The organism is Streptomyces sp. NPDC007189 (assembly GCF_040703635.1).
In the GTDB taxonomy this organism is placed as follows: Bacteria; Actinomycetota; Actinomycetes; order Streptomycetales; family Streptomycetaceae; genus Streptomyces.
Window position 1 is genome coordinate 234,441 of sequence record NZ_JBEYEY010000005.1, and the last position, 16,092, is coordinate 250,532.

The 16,092-nt window shown below is 73.3% G+C and carries 12 protein-coding genes; 8 read left to right on the top strand and 4 right to left on the bottom strand.

Annotated elements, in window-relative coordinates; all coding sequences use genetic code 11:
* The first annotated feature begins 30 nt into the window (after positions 1-30).
* Entirely contained in the window at positions 31-1,224 is a 1,194-nt protein-coding gene (locus AB0950_RS13040) for a cytochrome P450 (protein WP_360147962.1), read from the top strand.
* Positions 1,225-1,281: 57 nt separating this feature from the next.
* Here the strand turns inward: AB0950_RS13040 and AB0950_RS13045 are convergent, their stop codons facing one another.
* On the bottom strand, positions 1,282-2,151 hold the full coding sequence (locus tag AB0950_RS13045; RefSeq protein ID WP_366778507.1) for a maleylpyruvate isomerase family mycothiol-dependent enzyme: 870 nt from the start codon (positions 2,149-2,151) through the stop codon (positions 1,282-1,284).
* Between the two features lie 236 nt (positions 2,152-2,387).
* Here AB0950_RS13045 and AB0950_RS13050 point away from each other — a divergent pair, with 236 nt between their 5' ends.
* The 3 genes from AB0950_RS13050 to AB0950_RS13060 all read left to right on the top strand — a co-directional run bounded on the left by AB0950_RS13050 (position 2,388) and on the right by AB0950_RS13060 (position 5,446).
* Positions 2,388-3,350, top strand: coding sequence for a diacylglycerol kinase family protein (locus AB0950_RS13050; RefSeq protein WP_360147956.1), 963 nt, complete (start codon positions 2,388-2,390; stop codon positions 3,348-3,350).
* Positions 3,351-3,419: 69 nt separating this feature from the next.
* The gene (locus tag AB0950_RS13055; RefSeq protein ID WP_360147953.1) at positions 3,420-3,788 is read left to right on the top strand and encodes a nuclear transport factor 2 family protein; all 369 of its coding nucleotides are present in this window, start codon (positions 3,420-3,422) and stop codon (positions 3,786-3,788) included.
* Positions 3,789-3,877: 89 nt separating this feature from the next.
* Positions 3,878-5,446, top strand: a complete 1,569-nt coding sequence (locus AB0950_RS13060) for an MmgE/PrpD family protein (protein WP_360147950.1) — start codon at positions 3,878-3,880, stop codon at positions 5,444-5,446.
* A 34-nt stretch (positions 5,447-5,480) separates the two neighbouring features.
* On the opposite strand, the gene AB0950_RS13065 is transcribed toward AB0950_RS13060, so the two are convergent.
* Positions 5,481-6,239: a GntR family transcriptional regulator gene (locus AB0950_RS13065; RefSeq protein WP_360147947.1), complete on the bottom strand. Its 759-nt coding sequence runs from the start codon at positions 6,237-6,239 to the stop codon at positions 5,481-5,483.
* Between the two features lie 323 nt (positions 6,240-6,562).
* Here AB0950_RS13065 and AB0950_RS13070 point away from each other — a divergent pair, with 323 nt between their 5' ends.
* The 4 genes from AB0950_RS13070 to AB0950_RS13085 all read left to right on the top strand — a co-directional run bounded on the left by AB0950_RS13070 (position 6,563) and on the right by AB0950_RS13085 (position 11,249).
* The gene (locus AB0950_RS13070) at positions 6,563-7,843 is read left to right on the top strand and encodes an extracellular solute-binding protein (RefSeq protein ID WP_360147944.1); all 1,281 of its coding nucleotides are present in this window, start codon (positions 6,563-6,565) and stop codon (positions 7,841-7,843) included.
* A gap of 84 nt (positions 7,844-7,927) precedes the next feature.
* Positions 7,928-8,926: a sugar ABC transporter permease gene (locus AB0950_RS13075; RefSeq protein WP_366778508.1), complete on the top strand. Its 999-nt coding sequence runs from the start codon at positions 7,928-7,930 to the stop codon at positions 8,924-8,926.
* Entirely contained in the window at positions 8,923-9,753 is an 831-nt protein-coding gene (locus AB0950_RS13080) for a carbohydrate ABC transporter permease (protein WP_360147938.1), read from the top strand. The genes AB0950_RS13075 and AB0950_RS13080 overlap by 4 nt, the downstream gene beginning before the upstream one ends.
* A gap of 8 nt (positions 9,754-9,761) precedes the next feature.
* On the top strand, positions 9,762-11,249 hold the full coding sequence (locus AB0950_RS13085) for a glycoside hydrolase family 3 N-terminal domain-containing protein (RefSeq protein ID WP_360147935.1): 1,488 nt from the start codon (positions 9,762-9,764) through the stop codon (positions 11,247-11,249).
* Between the two features lie 22 nt (positions 11,250-11,271).
* Here the strand turns inward: AB0950_RS13085 and AB0950_RS13090 are convergent, their stop codons facing one another.
* Both AB0950_RS13090 and AB0950_RS13095 read right to left on the bottom strand, forming a co-directional pair.
* Complete coding sequence (locus AB0950_RS13090; RefSeq protein ID WP_360147932.1) at positions 11,272-11,901, bottom strand: TetR/AcrR family transcriptional regulator; 630 nt, start codon at positions 11,899-11,901, stop codon at positions 11,272-11,274.
* A 153-nt stretch (positions 11,902-12,054) separates the two neighbouring features.
* Positions 12,055-16,083, bottom strand: a complete 4,029-nt coding sequence (locus AB0950_RS13095; RefSeq protein WP_366778509.1) for a beta-ketoacyl synthase N-terminal-like domain-containing protein — start codon at positions 16,081-16,083, stop codon at positions 12,055-12,057.
* Between the last annotated feature and the right edge of the window lie 9 nt (positions 16,084-16,092).

The following is a 16,092-nucleotide window of genomic DNA, read 5'->3' on the forward strand; positions in this document are numbered from 1 at the left end:
GCTTTTCGGCCGAGCCGACGGAGGACATCCGTGCCCGACACCCTTGACCCACTCCCCGCGTGGCCCATGCCGCGCTCCTGCCCCTACGCGCCCCCCGACGCCTACGCCGAGCTGCGCGAACGGCCCCCGCTGAAGGTGCGCATACGCGGCGGCGAGGCCTGGCTCGTCACCCGCCACGCGGACGTGCGCCAGGTGCTCAACGACCACCGCTTCAGCGCCGACGACCAGCAGCCCGGCTTCCCCATCCGGATCCAGCTGCCGCCCGAGCCCGGCGTGATGTCGTTCAACCGCATGGACGACCCGGAGCACGGCCGGCTGCGCCGCATGGCCATGACCGAGTTCACCGCCCGCCGCACCCGCGCCCTGCGCCCCGAGGTCGAGCTTCTCGTGCAGCAGCTGCTGGACGGCCTGGAAGCGGGCCCCCACCCGGTCGACCTGGTGCGCCACTTCGCGATCCCGCTGCCGTCGCTGGTGATCGCCCGGATGCTCGGCGTCCCCGAGCAGGACGAGGCGGACTTCACCGAGCAGAGCCAGGTCATCCTCTCCCAGGAGGCCGGCCCCGAGGAGACGTACGCGGCCTTCGTCGAGATGACGCGGTTCCTGGACCGGCTCGCCGCGCAGCGCACCGCCGAACCCCGGGACGACCTGATCAGCCGGCTGGCCACCCGGTACGTCGCCAGCGGCGAGCTGAGCCACGACGAACTCGTCGCCATGGCCCGCTTCTTCCTCGTCGCCGGGCACGAGACCACCGCCCACCAGATCAGCCTGAGCGTCCTCAGCCTGCTGCGCGACCCGGCCCAGCTCGCCGAACTGCGCGCCGACCCGTCCCTGTACAAGCGGGCGGTCGAGGAACTCCTGCGCTACTGGTCCATCTCCCAGGACAACCAGGTCCGCGCCGCCGTGGACGACGTCGAGCTGAGCGGGGCGCTGATCCGCAAGGGGGAGGGAGTGATCGTCGCGATCCCCGCCGCCAACCACGACGAGTCGGTGTACGCCGGCGCCGGCCGCCTCGACGTCCAGCGCGACGCCTCCGGCCATCTCGCCTTCGGCTACGGCGCCCACCTGTGCCCCGGCGCCTCGCTGGCCCGCATGGAGCTTCAGGTGTGCCTGAGCGCCCTCTTCGCGCGCTTCCCCACCCTGCGCCTGGCGGTGCCGCCGGAGCAGGTCCGCTTCCGGGAGAACACCATCGTGTACGGCCTGGAGGAACTGCCGGTCACCTGGTGACGCCGCCGGACAGGCCGAGGCCACCGGGCGAACCCGGTGGCCTCGGCCGGCTCGGGGTCAGGAGACGGCGTGGCTGAGCCAGAAGTCCAGCAGGGCGCGGTCGCCCAGCACCGTCATCCGCGGGCTCCGCGGCCGCAACCGCCCCTTGACCACCAGCAGCAGGTCCGAGGGCGTGGCGATCACGGTGGCGTGGGCCGGGTCGCCGGCCGGTGCGTCCCGGCCGACACGTACGCCCTCCGCCGCGCACGTGATCAGCCAGGCGCCGGGTCCGCCGGGTGCCGCCCGGGACGACCGGAAACTCAGCGTCTCGCCGCCGCGCGGCACCTCGGCGAACCGGGGCGAGAGGAACGGCCGGGCGGCCGGTTCCCCGAAGGCGCTGAGGCAGAAGTCGACGCAGTCCAGTGCGACGTCCGTGTCCATCTCGAACGGCAGGCCGGCCGCCAGGGCCACGTCGGCCCGGTGCACGGCCGTCTCGTACAGCGCCCAGCGCAGCCAGAACTCCTTGTTCTGCCTGCCGTGCGGCGCCCAGAGCGGCACGTCGGTACCGACCCCGTCGAGCGCCTCGGCCAGCCGGTGCGCGCCCTCGGCCAGGAAGCGCGCCCGTCGGCCCGGGTCGGCGAGGTCGCCGGCCGCTCCACGGGCGCCCAGCTCGGCCACGCGCTCGGTCCAGCTCCTGCCGTCCTCCGGGGCGTCGGAGAGGTCGCTGGGCGGCAGGAACTCGGTGCTCCGGCGGGTCAGGATCGTGGTCGCCCAGTCGTGGCCCTGTCGCACGTGCCGCACCAGGTCGGCGAGCGTCCATCCGGGGCACGTCGGGACCGGCTCGGCCGGCGGGATGCCGCGGGCCGCGTTCGCTAATCGGGCGGCCTCCCGGCGGAACTCCGAGGTGTAGCGAGGGAGGGCAAGGGCCGGACGCGTCCGTGTGGTCATGGCTGTCTCACTCCGGTCGACGGGACACAAATCGGTGCCATTCGACCCCGCACCGCTGATCGACCGCTGACGCGTCCGACGATCACCGGCCGGCCCCACGGCCCGGGCCGGACCCGGCGTCAGCCGCGCGTCAGCGCCGTGACAGAGGCCCCCGGCACAGTGGGGATCACCGCGGCGCCGGGCGTCCCCCGGCCCGGTCCCACCGGTGCCGTCCGACGAGAAGGAGCAGGCCCGCCATGGCAGACACCGCAGCCCCGGCTCCCACCCGGGCGCTCGTCCTGGGCAACCCCGCCTCCGGCAGCCACTCGCCCGAACTGGTCGAGGAGGTGCGCCAGTTGTGCGCCTCCTGCCTGGAGCACACGGAGGTGCACCTGACCACGGGTCCGGGCGACGCCACGGCCGCCGTGCGCCGCGCCCTGCAGCGGCCCGCGCAGGCCGCGCCCGGGGCGCCGGACCTGATCGTCGTCATCGGCGGGGACGGCACCGTCCGGGAGGCCGTCCAGGGACTCGTGCCCGTCACCGGGAACGCCACCCTCGCGGTGGTGCCCGGCGGCACCGGCAACTCCGGCTACAAGATGCTGTGGGGCGAGCGCCCCTGGAGCGAGTCCCTGAAAGCCGTCCTGACCGACTACGGCATCGGCGGCAGCGCCCGGCTGCGCCGTCTCGACCTGGCCCGCCTCGCCGAGACCCGCAACCTCGTGTACCTGGGCGCCTGTTCGGGGGTGATCGCCGACGCGCTGATCACCGCCCGCCGGCTGCCGCTGACCGGCCGGGAGCGCTACGCCCGCGCCTTCGCCGACACGGCCGCCGGCTACGAGCCGTACCCCGGCCGGGTCACCGTGGACGGCCGGGTGGTGCACGAGGGCCCCACGGTCCTCGCCAACGTCGGCGGCGGCCGCTACCGCGGCGGCCGGTTCCTGGTGCTGCCCGACTCGCTGCTGGACGACGGACTGCTCGACGTGTGTGTCATCGGCGGCGCCGTCCCGGCCGGCCAGGTGCCCGAACTGACGCTGGACGCACGGCACATGGACCATCCGGCGACCGTGTACGCCCGTGGCCGCACGATCACCGTCGAGCGCACCGACGGCCGCCGGCTCCCGCTGGAGCACGACGGCGAGTACCAGCACGGCATCGGCGCCAGGGCCACCTTCGAGGTGCTCCCCGGAGCCCTCCCGGTCTGGGCGCCGGCCCTCCCCTGAACCGGCCCTCCCCCGAACCACCTGTCCGAAGAACTGCCAGAAGCAACACCACGTAAGGAGATCGCCCGCATGAGCGACCTGACCACCACCGTCAACCGCTACCTCGCCATCTGGAACGAGGCGGACGCCGACAAGCGCGCCGCGGCCATCGCCGAGCTGTTCACCGCCGACGCTCCGTACATCGACCCGCTCGCCGCGGTCGAGGGCCACGAGGGCTTCGCGGCCGTGGTGGCCGGCGCCCGCGACCAGTTCAAGGGCCTCAGCTTCGAGCTGCACGGCACCGTCGACGCCCACCACGACCAGGCCCGCTTCCAGTGGGGCCTGGTGACCGAGCCGGGCGCCGAGCCGATCGCCATCGGCTTCGACGTGATCGTCACCGACGGCGCCGGCAAGATCAAGGGCGTCTACGGCTTCCTGGACAAGGTCCCGGCGGCGTAACACCCCTCTCACGGCGGGAGCACCGGGGCGACGGTGCTCCCGCTGCCGTGTCCGCGGACGTACCACCAGGCAGCAGGAAGGTTTCCGCCATGACCGCCGTCCTCGCGGAGAGCGTCGCCCGGGCGCTGTGCGCCGACTGGGCCGAGCAGGGCAGCGTCCCGCCCCGGGCCGCCCGCGGCCGCACGCCCGCCGACACCCCGCTGCGCGAACTGTCGCACTGGGCAGCGACCCTGCGCCCCAACGACGTGCCCTGCCGGGTGCTGAAGCTCGCCGCGAGCCAGGTGCTGTCCCAGATCGCCTCCATCCGCGCCGGACTGAAGCACCCGCTCGGCAGAAAGCTGGTGGCCGCGTTCGGGCACCCCATGCAGCGCGACCCGCGCCAGGCGGCCGGCGTCTTCGCCGCGCTCGGCTCCTGGCTCAACCTGGACGACACCGCGTACGCCGGGCACCTGTCGAACTCGACGGTCGCGGTGCCGCTCGCCTTCGCCTACGCCCGGCAGCTGGACGGGCTCTCGCTGCTCACCGCGGTCGTCGCGGCCAACGAGTGCGCGGCCCGGATCACCGCCTCCGCGACCCTCGGACCGCTGCGCGGCCAGAGCGCCGTGCACACCCATCTGGCCGGGGCGGTGGCCGGCCGGCTGCACTGCGACCGGGCGCCGGCGACCCTGTTCGAGAACGCCTTCGGACTGGCCTTCGCGATGCCCAACTGGCCGCTGATGCGGGCCTTCCTGGCCAGCGACGCCCGCCTGTTCAACACCTTCACCCCGGTGCGCACCGCGATGGACGCCTGCGACGCGGCGTACGCCGGGCTGCGCGGGGCCCCGGACATCATGGAGCACAGCGACGGCTTCCTGGCCCGCTTCGCCACCGTGCCGCTGCCGCAGGCGGTGGCCAAGGGCCTCGGGCGCCGCTGGCACACCGACACCCTGTCGTTCAAGATGCACCCGGGCGGCCCCGGCATCGACGCGGCGGTCGACTGCGCGGCGGAGATCCACAAGGAGCTGGGTCCCGTCCGGCCGCGGGACGTGGCCGAGGTGGTCGTGGAGGCCTCGCTGTACACGCTGTTCGCGGGGGAGCGGGCCGCCCGCTATGTCACCGGCCCCGGCTCCCCGCTCGGCGCGCTGGTCCTGGACGTGCCCTATCCGGTCGCCACCACGCTGCTCACCGGCGGCTTCGGCGTGGACGACTTCTCCCCGCCGCACCTGGACGACCCCGACCGCTGGGCGCTGGCCAAGCGGATACGGCTGGAACACGACACCGAGATGACCCGCGAGCTGTTCCTGTCCGACGCGCCGTTCGGCGAGGCCGTACGGGAGGCGGGCGAGCTGGCCGTGCCGTGGCTGCGCGGCTTCGGCGGCGACGAACTGGTCGACCTGGTGGGCGCGCCGGCCGCCGACGAGCGGGACTTCTCCCGGTCCACGAAGGCCACCGGCGCCCGGGTCACCGTGCGTCTGACGGACGGCCGTACCGTCTCGCGCACCCGGCTGATCCCCGTCGGCGCCGCCGGGCCGGAGACCCGGGCGGGCCATGCGGGGCTGGTGCGGGAGAAGTTCCTGTCGGTGGGCGGCGCGCCGGAGGTCGCCGACACCGTGGACCGGCTGCACCGGATGCGCCCGCGGGCGGTGCGCCGCTGGATCGAGACGGCGTTCCTGGACTGACGGCAACGGCAACGGCCGCGGCGCGCCGGTTCCCTCAGGGGACCGGCCGGCGCAGTCCCGCTTCCCCCGCCGGCCGGCGCAGGGCGGCCACGAACTTGTACCGGGAGCCCCGGTACACCGAGCGCACCCACTCCACCGGGGCGCCGTCCGCGTCCCGCGAGTGCCGGGAGAGCAGCAGCATCGGCAGGCCCACGTCGGTGCCGAGCAACTGCGCCTCGCGCGGGGTCGACAGGGAGGTCTCGATCGTCTCGTCGGCCTCCGCGAGCCGGACGCCGTACACCTCGGCGAGGGCCGTGTAGAGCGAGGGGTGCGTCGCAAGGGAGCGGCGCAGGCCGGGGAAGCGGCGCGCGGACAGGTGGGTGGTCTCGATCGCCATGGGCTCGCCGCCGGCCAGCCGCAGCCGCTCGATGCGCAGCACGCGTTCGCCTGCCGCGATGCCGAGCAGCTCGGCGAGCCGCCGGCCGGCCTCGACCTCCCCGAGGTCCAGCACCTGCGAGGAGGGCGTGAGGCCCTGGGCGCGCATGTCCTCGGTGTGGGAGGTCAGTTGCAGCGTGCGGTACAGCTTGGGCGGGGAGACGAAGGTGCCCTTGCCCTGGATCCGGTCCAGCCGGCCCTCGCCCACGAGTTCGGTGAGCGCCTGCCGCACGGTGGTCCGCGAGGTGCCGAACCGGACCGCGAGCAGCCGCTCGGCCGGCATGGCCGAACCGGGCTGCAGCGCCTCGGCCATGGCGAGGAGCTGCTGCTTGATCCGGTAGTACTTCGGCACGCGCGCGCCGCTGACGTCGATGGTCATGCCTGCCTTCCCGGCCGTGCCGACGGCCTCCCGTTATAGCGACCAACTGCCCTATGGTCTAGTCCAACTCGCCGCGCCCCTGATGGTCCGGTCCAGCGCCGGGCGAAAGGGGCGGATGCGGACGGAGGCGCTCCGGTGACGTTCTCGTAACGGCCGGAATCGGCTCGGTTGACCACCCTTGACACCCCGAAAGGTCTAGGCCAAGCTCCACCGTACTGGTCTACACCATTAGTGGCCAGGTCCCGAGCCCTACGTGCAACAGCGTCGTACGCAGGTCACCGCCGAGGGCGTGGGGGGTTAGTGGCATCCCTGAGGAGGGTGGCGTGAAGCGCAAGCTCGCTGCCGCGATCGTGATCGCGGGCATGATGGTCTCCGTTGCGGCGTGTGGCGGAAACGGCGGCAAGGACGGCTCCAAGGACGCGGGACCGAGCAGCTGGAAGGGCCAGACGCTCACCGTCTGGACCATGGACGGCTCCGCTCCGCCGCAGTGGAGCAAGGACGTCCAGGCCGCGTTCGAGAAGAAGACCGGCGCGAAGCTGAAGTTCGAGATCCAGAAGTGGGACGGGATCCAGCAGAAGATCACCACCGCCCTCTCCGAGGACAACCCGCCGGACGTCCTGGAGGTCGGCAACACCCAGACCCCGGCCTACGCGGCCACCGGCGGCCTCGCCGACCTCTCCGACGTCAAGAAGGCGATCGGCGCCGACTGGACGCCGTCCGTCTCCCAGTCCTCCGTGTACGACGGCAAGCAGTACGCCGCCCCCTGGTACTTCGCCAACCGCGTCGTCATCTACAACAAGGCGATCTGGGCGAAGGCCGGCATCAAGACCACCCCCAAGACCCGCGACGAGTTCTTCAAGGACCTTGAGACGATCGGCAAGAAGACCGACGCGGAGCCGCTCTACCTGCCGGGCCAGAACTGGTACTTCCTCGACGGCCTGATCATCGGCCAGGGCGGCGACCTGGTGAAGAAGCAGGGCGACACGTACGTCTCCAACCTCGCCGACCCCAAGGTCACCGCGGCCATGGAGCTGTACAAGAAGTACGCCTCCTACTCCAAGGCCCCCAAGGACAAGGACGAGGCCACCCCGCAGCAGGCCACGATCTTCGCCAAGGGCAAGACCGGCGCGTTCATCGGCATGGGCTGGGAGGCCGGCACCGCGATCCAGGCCAACAAGTCCATCGAGAAGCAGATCGGCTACTTCACCGTCCCCGGCGCCACGGCCGACAAGCCCGAGGGCGTCTTCCTCGGCGGCTCCAACCTCGCCGTCGCCCAGAACAGCAAGAAGCAGTCCCTGGCCAAGGAGTTCCTGAAGATCGCCCTGTCCGACCAGTACGAGGGCGAACTGGCCAAGCTCAACGGCGTCATCCCGAACAAGACGTCCCTGCAGAGCAACCTCCAGGGCAACGGCGCCGCCGAGGCCGCCGCCCCCGCCGCCGCCGTCGGCGGCACCACCCCGCTGATCCCGGAGTGGGCCGCGGTGGAGAACACCCCGAACCCCATCAAGTCCTACATGACCGCCGTGCTGAACGGTAAGGCTCCCGCGGCGGCCGCCAAGGACGTCCAGTCCGAGATCGACAAGCGCCTGGCCCAGCAGAACTGATGACCCGCGCCGGGGGCGCCGCGGCAGGCGCCCCCGGCTCAGCCGTTCGTACGGCCGGTTCGGCCACGGAAGAGATGACACCTCATGTCAGTGCAGACCCAAGGCACGGACACGGCCGGGGAGCCCGCTGTCCGCAAGGCCCGGACACCGGGGCCGCCACGGGGCGCGGAGCGCGACTCCGGATCCCCGGCCCGCCGCGGTGCCGCCACCCCCTATCTCCTGCTGCTCCCGGCGCTGCTGGCCACCCTGGTCCTGCTCGGCTGGCCCCTGGTCAAGAACGGCATGCTGTCGTTCCAGAACCTCAACCCGCGCCAGCTCATCCAGCACCTCACCGAGTGGAACGGCGTCGACAACTACAAGGAGGTCCTGACCGGTTCGGACTTCTGGAAGGTCGTCGAGCGCTCGGTCCTGTTCACCGCCGCCAACGTCGTCCTGATCATGGTGTTCGGCACCCTGACCGGGCTGCTGCTGGCCCGCCTCGGCAGGAAGATGCGGCTCACGCTGATGATGGGCCTCGTCCTCGCCTGGGCCATGCCGGTCATCGCGGCCACCACCGTCTACCAGTGGCTGTTCGCGCAGCGCTTCGGCGTCGTCAACTGGGTCCTGGACAAGGTCGGCTGGCACTCCATGGCCGACTACAACTGGCTCGGCACCCAGTTCTCCACCTTCTCCGTGGTCACCCTGCTCATCGTCTGGATGTCGGTGCCGTTCGTCGCGATCAACCTGTACGCCGCGACCACCACCATCCCCAGGGAGCTGTACGAGGCCGCCGCCCTGGACGGCGCCGGCGCCTGGCAGAGCTTCGCCTCCGTGACGCTGCCCTTCCTGCGGCCGTTCCTGTACTCCACGACCTTCCTCGAGGTCATCTGGGTCTTCAAGGCGTTCCCGCAGCTCTTCGCCATGAACGCGGGCGGCCCCGACCGGCTCACCGAGACCCTGCCGATCTACGCCTACGTCGAGGGCGTCGGCAACCAGCACTTCGGAGTCGGCGCGGCGATCTCCTTCCTGACCATCCTGGTCCTGCTCGCCATCACCTCGTACTACCTGCGCATGGTGCTCAAGCAAGAGGAGGACGAGCTGTGAAGCGCTCGCTCTTCGGCCGTATCTGGCCCAACGCGACCGCCGTCGTCCTCTTCGTCGGCTTCGTGTTCCCCGTCTACTGGATGTTCGCCACGGCCTTCAAGCCGACGGGCGACATCATCGCGGAGAACCCCGTGTGGTTCCCGACGCACGTCACCCTCGGCCACTTCGACCGGGCCGTGCACGCCGACCACTTCTGGACGCTGGTCCTCAACTCCGTCACCGTCACCGTCTGCTCGGTGCTGTGCTCGCTCGTCATCGCCCTGTTCGCCGCCTTCGCCCTCGCCCGGATGCGGTTCCGGGGCCGGCGCGGGCTCATCGTGACCTTCATGCTGGCGCAGATGGCGCCCTGGGAGGTCATGATCATCGCCATCTACATGATCGTCCGCGACGACGACATGCTCAACAGCCTGGTGCCGCTCACCGTCTTCTACACGATGATGGTGCTCCCGCTGACCATCCTGACCCTGCGCGGCTACGTCGCCGCCGTACCGAAGGAGCTGGAGGAGTCGGCCATGGTCGACGGCTGCACCCGCATGCAGGCCTTCGTCAGGGTGATCTTCCCGCTGCTCGCGCCCGGCCTGATGGCGACCTCGCTGTTCGGCTTCATCACCGCCTGGAACGAGTTCCCGCTCGTCCTGATCCTCAACAAGGACATCGAGAAGCAGACCCTGCCGCTGTGGCTGTCGCAGTTCCAGACCGCCTTCGGCGACGACTGGGGCGCCACCATGGCGGCCTCGTCCCTGTTCGCGCTGCCCATCCTGATCCTCTTCGTCTTCCTGCAACGCAAGGCCGTCAGCGGCCTGACCGACGGCGCCGTGAAGGGATGACCCCGCCGATGACCACACTCGCCACGGGCACGGACACCCTCACCCGGGACGCCCTCGCCGTGCTGCAGCCGGGGTTCGACGGCACCACCGCGCCCGACTGGGTGCGCCGCCGCCTCGGCGAAGGGCTCGCCTCCGTCGCCCTGTTCGGCCGCAACGTCGTCTCCGAGGACCAGGTCACCGCGCTCACCGCGCAGTTGCGGGCCGAACGCGACGACCTGCTCGTCGCCATCGACGAGGAGAGCGGCGACGTCACCCGCCTCGACGTGCGCACCGGCTCCTCCTTCCCCGGCAACCACGCCCTCGGCGCCGTCGACGACCCCGGCCTCACCCGCGCCGTCAGCCGCGAGCTGGGCCGGCGCCTCGCGGCCTGCGGCGTCAACTTCGACTGGGCGCCCTCCGCCGACGTCAACGCCAACCCCGACAACCCCGTCATCGGGGTGCGCTCCTTCGGCGCGAGCAGCGACCTGGTCGCCCGGCACACCGCCGCCTGGGTCGAGGGCCTGCAGTCCACCGGCGTCGCCGCCTGCACCAAGCACTTCCCCGGGCACGGCGACACAGCCGTCGACTCCCACCACGCGCTGCCCCGCATCGACGTCGACGCGGAGACCCTGTACGAGCGTGAACTGCCCCCGTTCCGCGCGGCCATCGCCGCCGGCACCCGGGCCATCATGAGCGCGCACATCCTCGTCCCGGCCCTCGACCCCGACCGCCCCGGCACCCTCTCCCACCGCGTCCTGACCGGACTGCTCCGCGAGGAACTCGGCTACCAGGGGCTGATCGTCACCGACGGCATGGAGATGCGCGCCATCTCCGGCACCTACGGCCTGGAGCACGGCGTGGTCCTGGCGATCGCGGCCGGCGCCGACGCCATCTGCGTGGGCGGCGGACTGTGCGACGAGGACACCGTGCTGCGGCTCAGGGACGCGCTCGTGGCCGCGGTGCGCTCCGGTGAACTGCCCGAGGAACGGCTCGCCGACGCGGCCGCACGGGTACGCGAGCTGGCCCGGTGGACGGCGCGGGCCCGCGGCCACGCGGCGGCCACCGCGCCCGACCCGGAGATCGGCCTGGTCGCGGCCCGCCGCGCGCTCACCGTGACGCGCGCGGGCGCCGCCGCACCGGTCACCGCGCCGGTGTACGTCGCCCAGTTCGAGCCGGCCCGCAACATCGCCGTCGGCGACCAGACCCCCTGGGGCGTGGCCGCCGAGCTGCGGCGGCTGCTGCCCGGCACCGCCTCCGGCTCCTTCACCGGCGACACCGCGGGCGCCGACGCCCTCGCCGTCTCCGACGGCCGCCGGATCGTCGCCGTGGTCCGCGACGAACACCGGCACCCCTGGATGCGCACCGCCCTCGACACCCTGCTCGCCGCCCGCCCCGACACGGTCGTCGTGGAGATGGGCCTGCCCGGGGCGGCCCCGCGCGGCGCCGTGCACATCACCACCTACGGCGCGGCCCGGGTGTGCGCGGTGGCGGCGGCGGAGGCGGTGGTGGCGGGCTGACGCCCTGGACGCGGGCCGGCCCTCACCGCGCCGGCGTGCCCCCGGCCAGGATGCCTTCCAGAACCGTGGTGCACGCGGCGTGCAGGTCCGCCTCCAGGTCCATTCCGGGGTTCGGCTGCGCCCACCGGAAGAGCGTGCCGAGATAGACGTCGCGCAGGAGGAAGCCGGCGAGCCGGGCGTCGACCGACGGCCGGATCTCCCCGCGGCCCTGCCCGGCCGCCACGAAGGCGGCGAACGTGTCGCTCACGTACGGCTGTTCGTGCAGCGGGAACCCCGCCTTCACCCAGGCGGTCAGCAGCGCACGCGTCTGGTCGGCGTCCCGCAGGCTGATGTCGGCGAGGATGCTCATACAGCGCAGCAGCGCATGGACGGTGCTCTCCCCGCCGTCCGGCCGGAGGCCCTCCGCGGCGAGCCCGCCGTGCAGGAGTTCGCGGCGGGTCTCCCCCCAGGCCGCGATGACGTCCTCCTTGCGCTGGAAGTGGTTGAAGAAGGTGCCACGCGCGACGTCCGCGGCCTCCGTGATCTCGTCGACCGTGGTCTGCTCGTAGCCCTGGCGCGTGAACAGCTCCAGGGCGGAGTCGTAGATGCGGCTGCGGATTCGCAGCTTGTTGCGCTCGCGGCGGCCAGGGACCACCGACTCCCTCTCTGCCATATTCGCTTCGCTCCTGTCACCGGCGTGGCCCCCGTCGGCGGAGGGCCGGTCAGGGCCCCTCCGTCTTACATGTATCACGATCTATCAATGAGTCATAGTTCACGTTTGGGGTGGGGGCGGCCTCCTGACGGGGCCGCCCCCCGGGGGGACCGCTCAGCAGGCCGCCGCCAGCCCCTGGGCCAGCGTCTGCAGGGTGCTGTCGCCGAGCAGCCGGGCGAGGGGCATGTCCTGTCCCAGCTCCTCCCGGACGCGGTTGCGCACCTGCACGGCCGACAGCGAGTCGACGCCGTAGTCGCTCAGCCGGCGGCGGGTGTCGATGCGTGCCGGACGGGTGCCCACGACCCCCGCGACGATCTCGACGAACCGGGCGGCCGCATCGCGGCGTCCCGGGTCCGTCTCGGCGCGCACGGGCTCCCCGGCAGGCGCCTCCACCGCGCGGATCGCGGGGACGGCGGCCGCGGTACCGCGCGCGGCGCCCGGCGCGCACGGAGGCGATGCCGCCGCGCCGGTCGCCCGCACCGCCCGGAACAGCCGCTGCGCGAGCAGCCCCGGCAGCCGCATCATCTCGTCGGTGCCCACGGGATGCAGCGTCCGCACCGCCCCGGCGACCAGCGCTCCGGCCGACCGGCCCAGCTCCCACAGCGGGCGGACGGTGGTCGGTCCGTCCGGTGCCGCGCCGAGGCGGCACAGCCGGATCCCGCGGAACTCGGCGAGCGGCCGGCCGTCCGGGTCCAGGACGGCCACGTCGGCACCGGCCGCGGCCGCGCCGCGCTCGGCCCGGAACGTGGCGTGCACCCAGCACTCCGGGGTCAGCGCGGCGAGGAACCGTGCCCGGTCCAGGCCGGCCACCCGGTAAGCCCAGTGCGCCGGAACCGATCCGGGGACCGCGGCGAGCAGCGGCAGCAGGCAGGCCTCCCAGGCGGCCGGCCCGGAGATCGCGGGGCGGTGCAGCTGCGCCACTGCCTCTCCGTCCCGGCGCCACAGGTGACGTACGGCGACCAGTGCGGGACTCGGTTCGTAGCCGCGGGTGGCGAGTCCGGCCAGGAACTCGTCCCGGGTGAGGTGCGTGCGGCAGCGGCCGAGCGCGGTGTCGAGCCGTTTCCGTCCGTCCGGGACGGCCCCCGCCGCCGTGCCGGACTCGGCGGGATCCGCGCCGCTGCGCACGGTCGCCGTCAGGCAGAGCGTCCGCGCCGCCCCGGGGCCGGCGTACACCTCGGCGGCGAGCGCCCCGTCCCGTGCCTCGGTGTGCACGCGCAGCGCCAGCTCCGCGCGGTCGGACGGTATCTCGACCAGCTCGTCCGACAGGCGGATGTCCTCGATGGCGACGGCACCGGGGTCCGCGGCGGCCGTACCCGAGACGACCGCCTCGTGCAGCACGGCCAGATGCACCGCGGGCGGCACAGGAGCCAGCCCGCCCACCCGCACGACCGCCTCGCGCAGGTCGGCACGCACCTCGGTGGCGGACCGCAGGGGCGCCGGGACCGGCGGGGCCAGGGGGCGCCGCAGCGGCTCGGTGTCCCAGGGGAGGGCGGGCAGCGGGACCCGGCGGACCTCGCCGCGGAACCAGCGCTCCCAGTCGACCCGGCCGCCGTGCGCGAAGAAGGCGCCGAGCGACCGCGCGAGCGCCAGTGGTCCGTCCGGCCCGCGGCGGTGCAGGGAGGCGATCACGGTGGGCGCACAGCCGGCTTCCAGCAGGGTGTCGCGGATCGCGCCCTGCAGCAGCGGGTGCGGGCTGATCTCCACGAAGACCGGCGTGTTCTCCTTGGCCAGGTGGCGTATCGCGTCGTGGAAGAGGACCGGCTCGCGCAGGTTGTCCATCCAGTATCCGGCGTCGAGTTCCGGGCCGGCCAGCAGGGCACCGGTCACGGTGGACAGCATCGGAATCGTGGCCTGACGAGGAGTCAGATCGGCCAGCCGGGCGAGGAGTTCCGCACGCAGCGGTTCCATGGCGGGGGAGTGGGAGGCGACGTTGACCTGGACCTGCCGGTGGAAGACCTCGCGCCGCTCCAGCCGCGCGGCGATGCGCCGCAGGGCGTCGGCGTCACCGGCCAGGACGCAGGAGCGCGGCGCGTTCTCCACGGCGACGCACACGGCGCCGCCGTCCTCCGCGATCGCGTCCCGCGCCTGCTCGGGGGAGAGTTCCACGGCCAGCATCGCGCCCCGGCCGGTGACGCCCTGCATCAGCGCGCTGCGACGGCAGATCACGGCCGCGGCGTCGGCCGGGGTGAGCCCGCCCGCGACGGCGGCCGCGGCGGCCTCGCCCATGCTGTGCCCGACGCAGAGGTCCGGGTCGACGCCCATGTCGCGCCACAGGGCGGCGAGCGCGACCTGCATGGACCACAGCACCGGCTGCACGGTGGCGACGTCGTCGGGGAAGTCGCCCGTGGCGGAGGCCGGCGTCTGCAGGACGGATCGGCCCGTCTCCGCGCGCACCAGCGCGTCGCACTCGGTCAGCGCGCGGGCGAAGGCGGGGCTCTGGGCCCGCAGGGAGCGCTCCATGCCGGTCCACTGGGAGCCCTGGCCGGGGAAGACGAAGGCCGTCGGACGGGGGCCGTCGAAGCCTGCCTCGCCCATGCCGCCGTGGTCGGTCGGCCGGTCCTCGGCGAGCGCGCTCAGCACCTCGGCCAGTTCGTCGTGGTCGGCGCCGACGGCCCACAGCCGGTAGGGATGCGCCTGCCGTTTCAGCGCCGCCGTGGCACACACGTCCCACAGGGGAAGGGCGCGCCCGGCGCCGTCCGCACCGAGGAAGGCGGCGTGGTCGGCGGCCGTGCGCCGCAGCGCGGTGGGCGAGTGGGCGCTGAGCACCAGCAGGTGAGCGGGGCGGCCGGCGGGCAGCTCCGTCGGGCCGTGCGGCCGTACGGCGGGCGGCGCGGGCGCAGCGGCGACCACCACATGCGCGTTGGTGCCGGACAGGCCGAAGGAGCTCACCCCGGCCAGGGCGCGCTCCCCGCCGGTCTCCAGCGGCCGGTTGGCGGCCACCACCTCCAGTGGGCAGTCGTCCCCGGCGAGCAGCGGCTGGGGGTCCCGCAGGTGCAGGGAGGCCGGGACGAGCCCGTGGCGGACGACGAGGAGCGCCTTGATGAGCCCGGCCACGCCTGCGGCCGCCTCGGTGTGCCCGATGTTGGACTTGACCGAACCGACGGGCAGCCGGCGGCGCACCGGTCCGTCCTCGCGCAGCACCTGGGTCAGCGCCCGCAGCTCGACGGTGTCCCCCACGGGGGTGCCGGTGCCATGGGCCTCGACGTAGTGGAGCTGGGAGGCGCGCACTCCCGCGGACCGCAGCGCCTCGCGGAGCATCGCCGCCTGGCCGTCGACGGCCGGTTTGACCAGCGAGCCGCCGGCCCGGCCGTCGTTGGTGACGGAGCTGCCCAGCAGGACGCCGAGCACCGGGTCGCCGGCCTGCTCGGCGTCCCGCAGCCGCTTGAGGACGACGACGCCGACCCCTTCGCTGCGGACGAACCCGTCGGCCTCGCTGTCGCCGAACTTGCACCGGCCGTCCGGGGAGAGCATGCCGCCCTGTGAGAAGGCGACCGCGTCCCGCGGCGAGAGGATGATGTTCGCACCGCCGGCGATGGCCAGGTCGGTCTCCCCGGACAGCAGGCTCTGCCGCGCCATGTGGACCGCGACCAGGGACGAGGAGCAGGCGGTGTCCACGGTCATGCTGGGGCCGCGCAGGTCGAGGTCGTAGGAGATGCGTCCGGCGGCCATGGCGCGGAAGTGGCTTCCGGTGGCTTCGCGCAGGGTGTGCGCGGCCAGGCTGTCGTCACCGGCCGGCGGGCCGGCGTAGTCCGCCGTGGCCTGGCCGATGAAGACTCCGGCCGTGCTGCCCCGTACGTCGGGTGCGGGGATGCCCGCGGCGTCGAGGGCCTCCCGGACCACCATCAGCAGCAGCCGGTGCTGCGGGTCCATGGTGACGGCCTCGGCCGGGGAGATGCCGAAGAAACCGGGATCGAACCCGAACGGGTCCGGCACGAAGCCGCCGTGGCGGGAGACCGTACGGCCGGGGGTGCGGGCGGCCGGGGCGTAGTGGGCCGCGACGTCGAAGCGTTCCGGCGGGATCGGCGTCACCGCGTCGACGTTGCCGACCAGTCCGGCCCAGAACTCCTCGACGCTTTCGGCCTGCGGGAACCGGCAGGCCATCCCTACGACGGCGATCGGCGTTTCCGTGCGCTCTGCACCCATCAAGAAATC